Raw genomic sequence first — 13,585 nt, 5'->3', positions numbered from 1 at the left:
ATGGGGGAGCCGGGCTTGCCCGCGATGAGGCCCGCCCGGTCACCGCAGATTCACTTGCCGAGCTTACGCAACTCATCCGACTCGACAATCCGCACCCCGTCCTGCTCCTCCAGGGCCAGGCGCCACATGGCCCGGGCCAGCTCGCACACTTCGATGCCACGATACTTGCCGGGAATCAGCCGCGACAACGGCCCTGCGAGTTTCTCCGCCAAGCGTGTCTCCAGGCGCTCGCCCAGTAGCAGCGAGGGCCGCACGATGGTCAGTTGTGGCCAGCCCTGAGCCTGCAAGGCCTGCTCCATCTCACCCTTGACCCGGTTATAGAACACCGAGGATTTGGGGTCGGCGCCTATCGCGCTGATCACGATCAGATGCCGTGCACCCATCTCCCGGGCGCGCTTGCCGAACGCCACCACCAGGTCCAGGTCTACGGCGCGGAACGCCTGCTCGGAACCTGCCTGCTTAAGCGTGGTGCCTAGGCAGCAGAAGGCCAGGTCGACCCGGCCGCTCAGTTGTGGCAGCAATGTGCTGGGGTCGCCGACCAGGTTTTCCAGGCGCGGGTGTTCGGCCAGTGGCCGGCGGCTGGGCGCCAATACGCGGGTGACGGTAGGCTCGTTGAGCAGGCGGTCCAGCAGATGTTCCCCGGTCAAGCCCGAGGCTCCGGCAAGCAATATATGCTGAGGCGTCAAGTACATAGTGTTTCCCCCCTTGATACAGTTTCAGCTTAGTTGCTCTTTGCTTCCTTGCTATTGATAGAGACGCTTTCCAGCGCCTTTCGTGCCTGCTGTTTACGTAATTGTTGCCAACGGGCGATCACACTCTTGGGGGCCCAGATCTGTGGTTCGGAGGCTTCGAAGTTGTCCGCCATTTCCCGTTCGGTCACATGCCGTTGGGCCAGCTTGAAGGCGTGCAGCAAATCGTCGGTCTGGGTCAGGGCCTGGGCGAACAGGGCGTCGCCAAAGTAGGTGAAGTCGGCTTCTTCCGAGCAGCCAAACGACACGCGGTCGGCGCGGGAGGCGGTCATGATCAGGGTGTGTTCATCCTTGAGCGCCGGGATGAAACCGCCGGAGTAGCAGGCGGAAATCACGATGACTTTGTCGCGGTTTTTCAGCGGCGCCATCACCGCCGCCAGCTCGTCGCTCGGCAGGTCGGCCAGCTCCATGCGCGGTTGGTCGAGCACCAGTTGATGTTCGTGGGTGCCGTGGCTGGTCAGGTAGATAAACACCAGGTCTTCGGGGCCGGCGCGCTCGGCCAGGGTCTGCACGGCGCGGCGCAGGCTTTCGCGGGTCGCCATCGGGCGGTAGGCGATATGGTCGCGGTGGTTGACCAGGCGGATCTGCCCGCGGGCGCCGAAGCGGCTGCTCAGTAGGTTGCTGACGTAGTCGGCCTCGCGCAGGAATACGCTTTGCTTGCCGTCACCGGCCACCACCAGGCTGTACAGCTCGACAGCCGGGGTGGATGCCGGCACGGCGGCGAGGGCGTCGTCGAGCAAGCGGCCCTGGGCCAGCACCCCGACTTCCAGGGTGTCGGGCAACAGCTTGCCGTCGGCATCGCGTACGCGCAGGCCGTTGGCCCAGGTCCCTGCTTGCACCGTGCCATCGGTGAGTACCAGGGTGCCTTGGCCGTGATAGCTGTCGTTGTCGAAGCCGCCGATGTAGAAGCTGCCATCGCTGAGGTTCAGGCGCCCCTCACCGGTAAAGCGCCAGTCACTGAAGTACCCGATGTAATGGCTGCCGTCCACGCCGGTCAGCTCACCCTTGCCGCTCAGGGCGCCTTCGCGGAACTCACCGGTCCACACGTCGCCGTCGGCGTTTTCGTAACGACCCTTGCCGTTGAGTTGGTTCTGCTTGAAGTGGCCGACGTACATGTCGCCTTCGGCGCTGTTGAAGGTACCGTTGCCTTCCAGTTGGCCATTGACGAAACGGCCGCTGAACTGGTTGCCGCTGTCGTCGTTGCGCTGGCCTTCGCCGTTGGGCTTGCCGTGGGCAAATTGGCCCTGGTACTGGCTGCCGTCGGGCAGTTCCAGGCGGCCGAGGCCGGAGTATTGGTCGTCTTTGAATTCGCCGCGATAGGTCATTTGCCCCTCTTTGAGGGTGCCTTCGCCGTTGCGCCGGCCTTGCTTGAAGCCGCCGACGTAGGTGTTGGCCGCCGTGGTCAGGGTGCCCTGGCCATCGAACAGGCCCTGCTGGAACTGGCCTTTATAAACCTCGCCATTGCTGCCATGCCATTCGCCCTGGCCGTGCCATTGGCCTTTGTCGAATTGCCCGGCGTACCAACTGCCGTTGGGATAATCCACCCGGCCCTGGCCTTGCAGCAGCCCATCGACCACATCCCCGCGATAACGCCCGCCGTCCGGCAGCCGGGCGTCGGGCGGCAACAGGGATTCGCCGTCGCCGCAAGCGGTGAGCAACAAGGCGAGAGCAAGGGGGACGAGTGGGCGCATAGCGGGATCCGGGTAATTGAGCGCCGAGTATGCCGCAGCGGGGGAAGCTATACCTAGTGGTCTGTGTGCGAATAAGGACTTGTCGGCGATGGCGCGGCTGCTGGCGCTATCGCCGGCAGGCCGGCTCCTACAGGTGTGTCAGACGAAGCACAGTGACAGCGACTCGGCGATGTAGGCCGGTTTTTCCTGGCCGTCGATTTCCAGGGTGCAGGTGGCCTTGAGCAGCCACTGGCCAGGCTTTTTCTCGGTGGCGTCGGTGAGGGTCACCGCCAGGCGTACCTTGGAGTTGACTTTCACCGGCTGGATAAAGCGCACGCTGTCCAGGCCGTAGTTGACCGCCATCTTCAAACCCTCGGGCATGATCAGGATGTCTTCGATCAATTTGGGGATCAGCGACAGCGACAGAAAGCCATGGGCTATGGTGCTGCCAAACGGAGTCTGGGCGGCTTTTACCGGGTCGACGTGGATGAACTGAAAATCGCCGGTCGCTTCCGCGAACAGGTTGATACGCTCCTGGTCGATGGTGAGCCATGCGGAACGTCCCAGTTCCTTGCCGACATATTCATTGAGTTGCGCTACAGGTACAAAGGGCATTGCGACTCTCCTTGGTTCATCTATCTCACCCTGGCGGCACGGGCACGCTGGCGCCGGCAGGGGGTTGTTGTTTTAGGTGGTTTGCAGAGAACCAATGTAGATCATCATGGGCAAATGGCCCGGTCAACCCACCATGCTTTTGGCGAATGCCTGTTCATAGGAGCGGCGTGCTTATAATGCCCACGGGCTTTTGGGGGAGAAAAACCCATGTTGTTACGCGGTTTGACATGGCTGGTGTTGTTTCAATTGCTGGGCACGGCAATCAATCACTTGTTCCTGCCGGTTTTGCCGGGGCCGATTGTCGGCCTGCTGTTGCTGCTGGCGTATCTGGTGTGGCGCGGCGAGGTCGGTGAGCCACTGAGCCTGGCGGCCGGCAGCCTGTTGCGTTACCTGCCGTTGCTGCTGGTGCCGCCGGCAGTGGGGGTGATGGTGTATGCCAAGGACATTGCCGCCGACTTCTGGGCCATCGTCGGGGCGCTGGTGTTGTCGCTGGTGATTGCCATGGCCTTTGTCGGCGTGCTCATGCAAAAGCTGGTCAAGCGCCAGGCACAGCGGGAGGAGGGGCAATGACCTTCGATTGGCAGGGCGCGTGGGCTGCGGTGATCCACCATCCCTTGTTTGGCATCGGCATTACCCTGGGCGCCTATCAACTGGTGCTGGCGGGGTTCGAGAAAACTCGCTGGATCTTCCTGCAACCGGTGCTGGTCTCGATGTTGCTGGTGATCGGCGTGTTGCTGGGGTGCGGCCTGACCTATGTCGAATACCGCAAAAGTACCGAGATCATGAGCATCCTGCTGGGCCCGGCCACCGTGGCACTGGCGGTGCCGCTGTACCTGAACCTGCGACGGATTCGCCAGTTGTTCTGGCCGATTTTTACTACGCTGGTGGTGGGGGGCGTGTTTGCCACTGGCCTGTGCATTGGGCTGGGTTGGTGGTTTGGCGCCGAACACATGGTGCTGATGACCATGGCGCCCAAGTCGGTGACCTCGCCCATCGCCATGCTGGTGGCCGAGCAGATCGGCGGCGTCGCGGCACTGGCGGCGGTGTTCGTGCTGATCACCGGGGTCATCGGGGCGATGATCGGGCCGGCCTTTCTGTCGTACCTGGGCGTGCACACCCCGGAGGCGCGGGGCATGGCCCTGGGCATGACCGCCCACGCGGTCGGCACCTCGGTGGCCTTGCAGGAAAGCGAGGAGTGTGGCGCCTTTGCGGCATTGGCGATGAGTTTGATGGGCGTGGCTACGGCAGTATTCCTGCCATTGGCCGTGTCTTTGGCGATTTAAGTCGGGTTTAAGGAACGCTTTATGAGTCTGGCGCTGTTCCCTCTCAATACTGTGCTGTTTCCAGGTTGCACACTCGACCTGCAGCTGTTCGAGGCGCGCTACCTGGACATGATCAGTCGCTGTATGAAAAAGGGCGAAGGCTTTGGCGTGGTGTGCATCCTCGATGGCCAGGAAGTCGGTCTCGCGCCGGACGGCTATGCATTGATGGGGTGCGAAGCGCTGATTCGGGATTTCAAGCAGCAGGACAATGGCCTGCTGGGGATCCGTGTCGAGGGTGGGCGCAGGTTTCGGGTGCGGGAGGCGCAGGTCCAGCGCGATCAACTACTGGTCGCCGATGTCGAGTGGCTGCAAGAGCAGCCCGAGCGCCCGTTGGATGAGGAAGACGCCGACCTGTTGGCCCTGCTGCAGGCATTGGCCGAGCATCCGATGGTCGCCTCACTGGATATGGGCGCCGACGTGCACGGGCAGCAGGAACTGGGCAACCGCCTGGCCTACCTGTTGCCGTTTACCGACGCCGACAAGATCGAGCTGCTGCAGCTCGACGATCCGGTACTGCGCCTGGATGCGATTCAGGTGCTGCTGGATGAATTGCAGGGCGAGCTGTTCGCTTGAGTGCCGTTATCTCGGAATAATCCGTGACCGCTTCGGATTTTTCATCGTTGCCGCGTGCCCATCGCCTGAAATAGTGGAGGCTCCGCCACCACTATCAGGGAATGAACATGATTCGATTATCGCCATCGGAGCAACTGGTCTGGGACGCATTTTTTGTCAGTGTGACCGCGCAAGTGATTCAGCAGGCCCGCGATCGCGGCCCCGAATACATTGCCGAGCGGGCTGCCGAAATTGCCGATGAAATGTTGCTGGAGCGCCGGGAGCGCTGCGCCGAACGGCGTCACGCTCCCGTGGACTGGGTCGGCCCGGCCTAGCTCAATAAGCGTAGCGCAGCAGGGCATGGGAGGTGCCGGTCAGGGCAAAGAACCCCAGGACCGCCACGCACCCCGGCACGATCAACCACCATACCTTCGGTGCCATGGGCGGCAGCAGGCTGTGGCGCTGGCTCAAGGTCAGGCTGAAGGCGCAGACCGTCATGGCCAGCAAGGTGCCGGCGAGGATATCGCTCGGCCAGTGGGCCCCCAGATATACCCGCGACAACGCAATGGCAGCGGCCGGAATGGCGCCCAATAGCAGCCATGCCAGGCGCATGCGGGTCGGTTGGCCGCGACCGGCCAGCACCGCCAGCGCGAGGAAGAACGCAAACGAGCCAGAGGCGTGGCCGCTGGGCATGCTGAAGCTGGTCAGCGGGTCGACGAGGATTTCTGGCCGGCCGCGGGCAAAGAACAGCTTGCTCCCGGTGTTGATCAGCGCGGCCCCGAGCAGGGTGGCACCGACGAAAATCGCCTGGCGCCATTGTCGCGCCAGCAGCAGCAGGCCGGTCAGCACCGCGCTGGCGACGAACATCTTCTTGAACTCGCCCAACTGGGTGGTCATCACCATGATCCGGTCCATCGCCGGGCCTCGGTGTTCCTGGACCAGGGCCATCAAACCCTGGTCAAAATGGTTCAGGTACGGATAACCGATAAACATCGCGATCAACAACGCCAGGCTGGCGCAGCCCATCCACAACGTGGCCCGGCGATGGCCGCGCAGGGTGCTGTTGAGGGCGATGCCGAACAACACGGCCAGGCACGCGGCAACCACCCCGGCCTCGGGCCAGAACCCTTCGGGCAGCGGCAACCGAAACGCCGCGCCGGCGGCCCAGCCCGGCAACAGATAGGCGATTGACCAGCCGGTGGCGGCCAGCACGCTGACGGCGGCAAAGCGCGGGAACGGCATATCACACATCCCGGCGACCATGGGCAGCATGGGGCGCAATGGGCCGATGAAGCGTCCTACCAGCAGGCTGACGATGCCGTACTTCTGGAAGTAGGCCTCGGCCCCGTCCATCCACTCGGGATGATGGCGCAAGCCGGGCAGGCGCCGGATGTTCTGGTGGAAATGCCGGCCCAGGTAGTAGGAAATTCCGTCGCCCAAAAGCCCGCCGAGCAAGCCCAGCAGCAGGGTTTCACTCAGGGACAGCGCGCCGCTGCCGGCCAGTGCGGCAATCGCAAACAGCAGCACCGTGCCTGGCACGATAATCCCGGCGATGGCCAGGCATTCCACAAAGGCGACGATAAACACCGCCGCGGCCAGCCATTGCGGGTTAAGGGTCAGCCAGCCAGTAATGCCATCGAGCCATGGGCCCATACAATCCTCTCCATCAGTGGTGATGTCCCTCTATAGGGGCGAGCTTGTGTGGGAGCGGGCTTGCTCGCGATGCAGGCGACTCGGTATGACTGACAGACCGAGGTGATGCTATCGCGAGCAAGCCCGCTCCCACATAAGCCCATTCCTGCAGGGCATATTTCAAATCAAAACGTAATCGCGGCCTTCGACCTGGCCGCGTCGCAACGGGTTCCGTGTGCAATAGGGCGCATAGCCGCCATCGACAAAGCGATACATCAGGTGTTCATCGCGCCCGCCGGGAATGCCCAGGCGGGTGGTCTGGATAATCTGCGTGGGGGCCAGGCCCACATCCTCGACGTACAGCCGCTCCTGGTCGAAGCGCTTGGCGTCCCACATTGGCACCTTTAAACCCAGGGCCTTGCACAGCAGGGTTTGCCCGGCGCAAAGCTTCTGGGCCGGGCGCGGACGGCCGCTGGCGTCGGGGTTGTTGAGGAGCATTTGCGCCAGGCTGGCAGGCCCTGATACCTCATCCACCCAGGGGTAGGCCGACTTGATCAGCACGGCATTGCCTGGCCCCTGGGCACTGAAGTTCAGGGAGTCACCGCCACGGGCGTAGTACATATAGATGTGGCCGCCATCCAGAAACAAAGCCTTACGCTTTTCTGTGTAGCCGAGGGACGCATGGCTGCCTTTTTCGGCCAAATAATAGGCTTCGGTTTCAATAATTCGCGCCGACAGCCACAACTCGCCGACCCGATGGCGGATGACTTTGCCCAGCAAATCTTTCGCGAGCGTTTGCGCGTCGCGGTCGAAAAAGCCATCCGGCAGGGGGTTGGCGGGGAGCTTTGGGGGAGAACTGGACATGACGATGGACGGTTGCGCAGGCCAAATGTGACAGGATGATATCAACTTCAGCCTTAATCACCGCTGAACGTCGAGTTTTTACAGTTCATTTCGACCATCCGCCCCTCACCGCTGTCCGTAGGACGGCGCGACAGCTATAATCTGCCGCTTTCCTCTTTGCCAAGACCCCACCAGACCATGACTGAGTCCGTTCTTGACTACATGACCCGCCTGGGTCGCGCTGCCCGTCAGGCCTCGCGGTTGATCGCCCGTGCGAGCACCGCGCAGAAGAACCGTGCCCTGCTGGCGGCCGCCGATGCTCTGGATGCCTCGCGCTCCGAGTTGACCGCTGCCAACGAGCTGGACCTGGCCAACGGCCGGGCCAATGGTCTGGAGCCGGCATTGCTGGATCGCCTGGCGCTGACGCCGGCCCGTATCGACGACATGATCGAAGGCTTGCGCCAGGTGGCCAAGCTGCCGGACCCCATCGGTGAGATCCGCGACATGCGCTACCTGCCGTCAGGTATCCAGGTCGGCAAGATGCGCGTGCCCCTGGGCGTGATCGGCATCATCTATGAGTCGCGGCCCAACGTGACCATCGACGCCGCGAGCCTGTGCCTGAAGTCCGGCAACGCCACCATCCTGCGCGGCGGCTCCGAAGCGATCCATTCCAACCGCGCCATCGCCGCCTGCATCCAGCAAGGCCTGGCCGTGGCCGAGTTGCCGGCTGAAGTGGTGCAAGTGGTGGAAACCACCGACCGCGCCGCCGTCGGGGCGCTGATCACCATGCCGGAGTTTGTCGACGTAATTGTTCCACGCGGCGGCAAGGGCCTGATCGAACGTGTCAGCCGCGATGCCAAGGTGCCAGTTATCAAGCACCTGGATGGCGTCTGCCATGTGTTTATCGACGTGGCGGCCGATCTCGACAAGGCGATCCGCATTGCCGATAACGCCAAGACCCACCGCTACGCGCCGTGCAACACCATGGAAACCCTGTTGGTCCACGCCGGCATTGCCGAGCGCGTGTTGCCGCCGCTGGCTGCAATCTACCGTGACAAAGGCGTGGAGTTGCGGGGTTGCGAGCGTACCCGGGCATTGCTGGGCAGCGACGTGATCGAAGCCACCGAGCAGGACTGGTACACCGAATACACGGCGCCGATCCTGTCGATTCGTATCGTCGATGACCTGGACCAGGCCATCGAGCACATCAATACCTACGGCTCCAAGCATACCGACGCCATTGTTTCCGAGCATTTCAGCGATGCCCGGCGTTTCCTCACCGAAGTAGACTCTGCTTCGGTGATGATCAACGCCTCGACGCGTTTTGCCGACGGCTTCGAGTACGGCCTGGGGGCGGAGATCGGGATTTCCACGGACAAGCTGCATGCCCGTGGCCCGGTGGGCCTGGAAGGCCTGACCAGCGAGAAGTACGTGGTCTTTGGCGATGGTCATGTGCGCACTTGATGGGTAAACGCATCGGGCTGCTCGGCGGTACCTTCGACCCCGTGCACATCGGCCATTTGCGCAGTGCCCTGGAAGTGGCGGATACCCTCGGGCTGCAAGAGCTGCGGCTGATCCCCAATGCCAGGCCGCCGCACCGGGACACACCGCAGGTCAGCGCGCAGGAGCGCCTGGCGATGGTGCAGTGTGCGGTGGCCGGGATTGCCCCGTTGGTGGTGGACGACCGCGAGCTCAAACGCGATAAACCGTCCTACACTATCGACACCCTGGAACAGACGCGGGCCGAGTTGGCCGCCGATGACCAGTTGTTTCTGCTTTTGGGCTGGGACGCATTTTGCGGACTGCCCACTTGGCATCGCTGGGAAGAGTTGCTCCAGCATTGCCACATCCTGGTTTTGCAACGCCCGGATGCCGACAGCGAACCGCCGGATGCCTTGCGCAACCTGCTGGCAGCGCGGTCGGTAAGTGACCCACAGGCCCTGACCGGGCCGAGCGGGAATATTGCATTCGTCTGGCAGACCCCGCTTGCGGTGTCCGCCACCCAGATCCGTCAACTGCTGGCCAGCGGTAAGTCGGTACGTTTCCTGGTGCCTGACGCGGTCCTGGCCTACATCGATGCGCACGGGCTTTACCGTGCGTCGAACTGAAAAGGCGCGCTTGAAGGCACGAATAGTCGTGTATTGAAGCGCCCGAACTAATGAGCAAAACGAGTTTTATATGACGAACAAAGACGTAAGCAAAGTTAAGCGCAAAGGCACGTTCAAGAGCGCACCGTTGCCAGTGGAAGCCCTGCTGGTCCCGGCCCCTGAAGGCGAAGCGCTGGTCGCGCTGGCCGTAGCCGCCCTGGAAGACGTGAAGGCCCAGGACATCCAGGTCCTGGACGTGCGCGACAAGCAAAGCATCACCGACTTCATGATCATCGCCACCGGTACCTCCAACCGCCAGATCGGCGCGATGCTGGACAAGGTTCGCGAAGCCGTCAAAGCCCAGGGCGTCAAGCCACTGGGTGAAGAAGGCAAGGGCGATAGCGACTGGGTGCTGGCTGACCTGGACACCGTGATCGTACACATGATGACCAGCAACGCTCGCCAGTTCTACGACCTGGAGCGTCTGTGGAAAGGCGCCGAGCAGAGCCGTGCTGCCGATGGCAAGCACCACAGCCCTGAAGTCGGTCACGCGCACTTCGACAAGCTCAACAAAGACCAGGAATAAGGAACGGCTGTGCGCCTGCGTCTGATCGCTGTCGGTTCACGCATGCCCAAGTGGGTGGAAGAAGGCTGGCATGAATATGCCAAGCGTCTGCCATCCGAATTGGCGCTGGAACTGGTGGAAATACCCCTCAACACCCGGGGCAAGAACGCCGATGTGGCGCGCTTTATCCGTCAGGAAGGCGAGGCGATGCTGGCCAAGGTCGGTGCCAACGAGCGCATCGTCACCCTTGAGGTGCACGGCAAACCCTGGAGCACCGAGCAGTTGGCGGTGGAACTGGATCGCTGGCGCCTGGATTCGCGCACGGTCAACTTCATGGTCGGCGGCCCCGAGGGGTTGGCGCCGGAAGTCTGCGCGCGGGCCGATCAGCGCTGGTCGCTGTCGCCCCTGACGTTGCCCCATCCGCTGGTGCGGATTCTGATTGGTGAACAGCTGTATCGCGCCTGGACAGTCCTGTCCGGGCACCCTTACCACAAATAGTCTGCGCCCTGCCTGATGACCCAGCCGATCCGCATCAAGGACCACGAGAAAGACGCACGTCTTGTACGCGCGCGTGTGATCTTTGGCGCGATCGCGGTGGTGGCGTTGATGTGCGTGTTGATCGCCCGTCTGTATTACCTGCAGGTGATCCAGTACGAGTATCACTCCACGTTGTCGGAAAACAACCGGGTGCATGTGCAGCCGATCCCGCCGACCCGTGGCCTGATTTTCGACCGCAATGGCGTGGTGATTGCCGATAACCGGCCCAGTTTCAGCCTGAGCATGACCCGCGAACGGTCCGGTGACTGGCAGCAGATCCTCGATGTGATTGTCGAGGTGCTGCAACTGACGCCGGAAGACCGGGCGATCTTCGAGAAGCGCATGAAGCAGGGGCGGCGCCCGTTTGAACCGGTGCCGATCCTGTTTGAGCTGACTGAAGAGCAGATCGCCAGGATCGCCGTGAACCAGTTCCGCCTGCCGGGGGTGGAGGTGGTGGCGCAACTGGTGCGGCATTACCCGCAGGGGGCGCACTTTGCCCACTCGGTCGGTTATATGGGGCGGATCAACGAAAAAGAGCTGAAAACCCTCGATCCGGTCAATTACAGCGGCACCCACCATATCGGCAAGACCGGTATCGAGCGCTTCTACGAGCCGGAGCTGCACGGCCAGGTGGGTTACGAGGAGGTCGAGACCAACGCCCGTGGCCGCGTGCTGCGGGTGCTCAAGCGCACCGACCCGATTCCCGGCAAGGACATTGTTCTGAGCCTGGATATCAAGCTGCAGGAGGCCGCGGAAATGGCCCTCGGCGGGCGTCGTGGTGCGGTGGTCGCGCTGGACCCGAACACCGGCGAGGTCCTGGCCATGGTCAGCCAGCCGAGTTTCGACCCCAACCTGTTTGTCACCGGGATCAGCTTCAAGGCCTATGCCGAGTTGCGTGATTCCATCGACCGGCCGTTGTTCAACCGGGTGCTGCGCGGTCTGTATCCACCGGGTTCGACCATCAAGCCAGCGGTGGCGATTGCCGGCCTGGATGCCGGTGTCGTGACTGCTTCCAGCCGGGTCTACGATCCGGGTTACTACATGTTGCCCAACTACGATCACAAATACCGTAACTGGAACCGTACCGGCGACGGCTATGTGGATCTGGATATGGCGATCATGCGTTCCAACGACACCTACTTCTATGACCTGGCCCACAAGCTGGGGATTGATCGTTTATCGACCTACATGGGCAAGTTCGGCCTCGGTCAGAAAGTGTCCCTGGATATGTTTGAAGAGTCCCCTGGCCTGATGCCGTCCCGCGAGTGGAAGCGCGCCACCCGGCGCCAGGCCTGGTTCCCCGGTGAGACGCTGATCCTGGGGATCGGCCAGGGCTATATGCAGGCCACGCCCTTGCAACTGGCCCAGGCCACGGCGCTGGTGGCCAGCAAAGGCAAGTGGATTCGTCCGCACCTGGCCAAGACCATCGAGGGTGAACAGCCGGTGGATGAAAACCCGATCCCCGACATCGTCCTGCGCGACCCGTCCGACTGGACCAAGGTCAACCACGGCATGCAACAAGTGATGCACGGCGCGCGAGGCACGGCGCGCAAGGCGGCCATTGGCGCGCAGTATCGGATTGCCGGCAAGAGCGGGACTGCCCAGGTGGTCGCAATCAAGCAGGGCGAGAAATACGACCGCTCCAAAGTCCAGGAACGCCATCGCGACCACGCCTTGTTCGTCGGTTTCGCCCCGGCCGACAACCCGAAAATCACCGTGGCGGTGATGGTCGAGAACGGCGAGTCCGGTTCCGGCGTGGCCGCCCCGGTGGTGCGCCAGATCATGGATGCCTGGTTGCTGGACCAGGACGGCAAGCTCAAGCCTGAGTTTGCCAACCCTTCAAGCGCGGAGGCTACGGCCCGTGAAGAGTAATTTCGACCGCATTCTCTCTAGTGAGGATGTGATGCGCCGCCGCGCCACCTTGTTGCAACGCATGCACATTGATGGCCCGTTGCTGATCCTGCTGCTGACCCTGGCAGCCGGTAGCCTGTTCGTGCTGTATTCGGCCAGTGGCAAGAACTGGGACCTGTTGATCAAGCAGGCGTCCTCGTTTGGCCTGGGCCTGTTGTCGATGGTGGTTATCGCCCAGTTGGAGCCGCGCTTCATGGCGCGCTGGGTGCCGCTGGGGTATGTCGTCGGGGTGCTGCTGCTGGTGGTGGTGGACGTCATGGGGCACAACGCCATGGGCGCCACCCGTTGGATCAATATCCCGGGGGTGATTCGCTTCCAGCCGTCGGAATTCATGAAAATCCTCATGCCGGCCACCATCGCCTGGTACCTGGCCAAGCGCACCTTGCCGCCGCAGCTCAAGCATGTGGGGATCAGCCTGATCCTGATCGGCATTCCGTTCATTCTGATCGTGCGCCAGCCGGACCTCGGCACCGGCCTGCTGATTCTTGCCGGCGGTGCATTCGTGTTGTTCATGGGCGGCCTGCGCTGGCGCTGGATTGTCAGTGTGCTGGTGGCGGCCGTGCCGGTGGCTGTCGCCATGTGGTTCTTCTTCATGCACGACTATCAGAAGCAGCGGGTCCTGACCTTCCTCGACCCTGAGAGCGATCCGCTGGGCACCGGCTGGAACATCATCCAGTCCAAGGCGGCCATCGGTTCCGGTGGCGTGTTTGGCAAGGGCTGGTTGCTGGGCACCCAGTCGCACCTGGACTTCCTGCCGGAAAGCCACACCGACTTTATTATCGCGGTGATGGGTGAGGAGTTCGGCCTGGTGGGCATCTGCGCACTGTTGCTGATCTACTTGCTGTTGATCGGGCGTGGCTTGGTGATTACCGCGCAAGCGCAGACGTTGTTCGGTAAATTGCTTGCCGGCGCGCTGACAATGACTTTTTTTGTTTACGTTTTCGTCAACATCGGTATGGTCAGTGGCCTGCTGCCGGTGGTTGGGGTGCCGTTGCCGTTCATTAGCTACGGCGGAACTTCGTTGGTGACATTACTGTCAGCGTTTGGGGTCTTGATGTCGATCCATACCCATCGCAAGTGGATCGCACAGGTTTGAATAAGG

15 protein-coding genes are annotated in these 13,585 nt (G+C 62.3%); 10 read left to right on the top strand and 5 right to left on the bottom strand.

Features of this window, described 5'->3' with window-relative positions; genetic code table 11:
- Window positions 1-50: 50 nt before the first annotated feature.
- The 3 genes from PSH73_RS22980 to PSH73_RS22970 all read right to left on the bottom strand — a co-directional run bounded on the left by PSH73_RS22980 (window position 51) and on the right by PSH73_RS22970 (window position 3,034).
- The gene (locus PSH73_RS22980; RefSeq protein ID WP_186625022.1) at window positions 51-692 is read right to left on the bottom strand and encodes an oxidoreductase; all 642 of its coding nucleotides are present in this window, start codon (window positions 690-692) and stop codon (window positions 51-53) included.
- 29 nt (window positions 693-721) lie between these two features.
- Window positions 722-2,440 (bottom strand): C13 family peptidase, encoded by a 1,719-nt coding sequence (locus PSH73_RS22975; protein ID WP_057960710.1) that lies wholly within the window; start codon window positions 2,438-2,440, stop codon window positions 722-724.
- 138 nt (window positions 2,441-2,578) lie between these two features.
- The gene (locus PSH73_RS22970) at window positions 2,579-3,034 is read right to left on the bottom strand and encodes a MaoC family dehydratase (RefSeq protein WP_029292272.1); all 456 of its coding nucleotides are present in this window, start codon (window positions 3,032-3,034) and stop codon (window positions 2,579-2,581) included.
- 207 nt (window positions 3,035-3,241) lie between these two features.
- Between PSH73_RS22970 and PSH73_RS22965 the strand changes: the two genes are divergently transcribed.
- The 4 genes from PSH73_RS22965 to PSH73_RS22950 all read left to right on the top strand — a co-directional run bounded on the left by PSH73_RS22965 (window position 3,242) and on the right by PSH73_RS22950 (window position 5,243).
- Window positions 3,242-3,604, top strand: a complete 363-nt coding sequence (locus PSH73_RS22965; protein ID WP_057438999.1) for a CidA/LrgA family protein — start codon at window positions 3,242-3,244, stop codon at window positions 3,602-3,604.
- The gene (locus PSH73_RS22960; RefSeq protein WP_057960709.1) at window positions 3,601-4,317 is read left to right on the top strand and encodes an LrgB family protein; all 717 of its coding nucleotides are present in this window, start codon (window positions 3,601-3,603) and stop codon (window positions 4,315-4,317) included. The genes PSH73_RS22965 and PSH73_RS22960 overlap by 4 nt, the downstream gene beginning before the upstream one ends.
- Window positions 4,318-4,338: 21 nt before the next feature.
- Window positions 4,339-4,929 (top strand): LON peptidase substrate-binding domain-containing protein, encoded by a 591-nt coding sequence (locus tag PSH73_RS22955; protein ID WP_057439001.1) that lies wholly within the window; start codon window positions 4,339-4,341, stop codon window positions 4,927-4,929.
- Window positions 4,930-5,036: 107 nt separating this feature from the next.
- Window positions 5,037-5,243, top strand: a complete 207-nt coding sequence (locus PSH73_RS22950) for a hypothetical protein (RefSeq protein WP_057439037.1) — start codon at window positions 5,037-5,039, stop codon at window positions 5,241-5,243.
- Window position 5,244: 1 nt separating this feature from the next.
- Here PSH73_RS22950 and PSH73_RS22945 read toward each other — a convergent pair whose 3' ends face one another.
- Both PSH73_RS22945 and PSH73_RS22940 read right to left on the bottom strand, forming a co-directional pair.
- A complete protein-coding gene (locus PSH73_RS22945; protein WP_057960708.1) occupies window positions 5,245-6,561 on the bottom strand; it encodes a bifunctional DedA family/phosphatase PAP2 family protein in 1,317 nt (438 codons plus the stop codon).
- Between the two features lie 159 nt (window positions 6,562-6,720).
- A complete protein-coding gene (locus PSH73_RS22940) occupies window positions 6,721-7,404 on the bottom strand; it encodes a DNA-3-methyladenine glycosylase (protein WP_128592771.1) in 684 nt (227 codons plus the stop codon).
- Between the two features lie 177 nt (window positions 7,405-7,581).
- On the opposite strand from PSH73_RS22940, the gene PSH73_RS22935 reads away from it, so the two are divergent.
- The 6 genes from PSH73_RS22935 to rodA all read left to right on the top strand — a co-directional run bounded on the left by PSH73_RS22935 (window position 7,582) and on the right by rodA (window position 13,579).
- On the top strand, window positions 7,582-8,847 hold the full coding sequence (locus PSH73_RS22935) for a glutamate-5-semialdehyde dehydrogenase (protein ID WP_057960706.1): 1,266 nt from the start codon (window positions 7,582-7,584) through the stop codon (window positions 8,845-8,847).
- Window positions 8,847-9,491, top strand: coding sequence for a nicotinate-nucleotide adenylyltransferase (gene nadD / locus PSH73_RS22930; protein ID WP_057439003.1), 645 nt, complete (start codon window positions 8,847-8,849; stop codon window positions 9,489-9,491). Before PSH73_RS22935 ends, nadD begins: the two co-directional genes overlap by 1 nt.
- Before the next feature lie 70 nt (window positions 9,492-9,561).
- The gene (rsfS, locus tag PSH73_RS22925; protein ID WP_032861691.1) at window positions 9,562-10,056 is read left to right on the top strand and encodes a ribosome silencing factor; all 495 of its coding nucleotides are present in this window, start codon (window positions 9,562-9,564) and stop codon (window positions 10,054-10,056) included.
- 9 nt (window positions 10,057-10,065) lie between these two features.
- Entirely contained in the window at window positions 10,066-10,533 is a 468-nt protein-coding gene (rlmH, locus tag PSH73_RS22920) for a 23S rRNA (pseudouridine(1915)-N(3))-methyltransferase RlmH (protein WP_029292262.1), read from the top strand.
- Between the two features lie 15 nt (window positions 10,534-10,548).
- On the top strand, window positions 10,549-12,444 hold the full coding sequence (mrdA, locus tag PSH73_RS22915) for a penicillin-binding protein 2 (protein ID WP_057960705.1): 1,896 nt from the start codon (window positions 10,549-10,551) through the stop codon (window positions 12,442-12,444).
- 31 nt (window positions 12,445-12,475) lie between these two features.
- A complete protein-coding gene (rodA, locus tag PSH73_RS22910) occupies window positions 12,476-13,579 on the top strand; it encodes a rod shape-determining protein RodA (protein ID WP_057960704.1) in 1,104 nt (367 codons plus the stop codon).
- Window positions 13,580-13,585 lie beyond the last annotated feature (6 nt).

It is taken from the genome of Pseudomonas sp. FP2294 (assembly GCF_030687625.1).
Lineage (GTDB): Bacteria > Pseudomonadota > Gammaproteobacteria > Pseudomonadales > Pseudomonadaceae > Aquipseudomonas > Aquipseudomonas shahriarae.
Note: the sequence above shows the minus strand (reverse complement) of the source record. Positions and strands in the feature narration are given on the sequence as shown.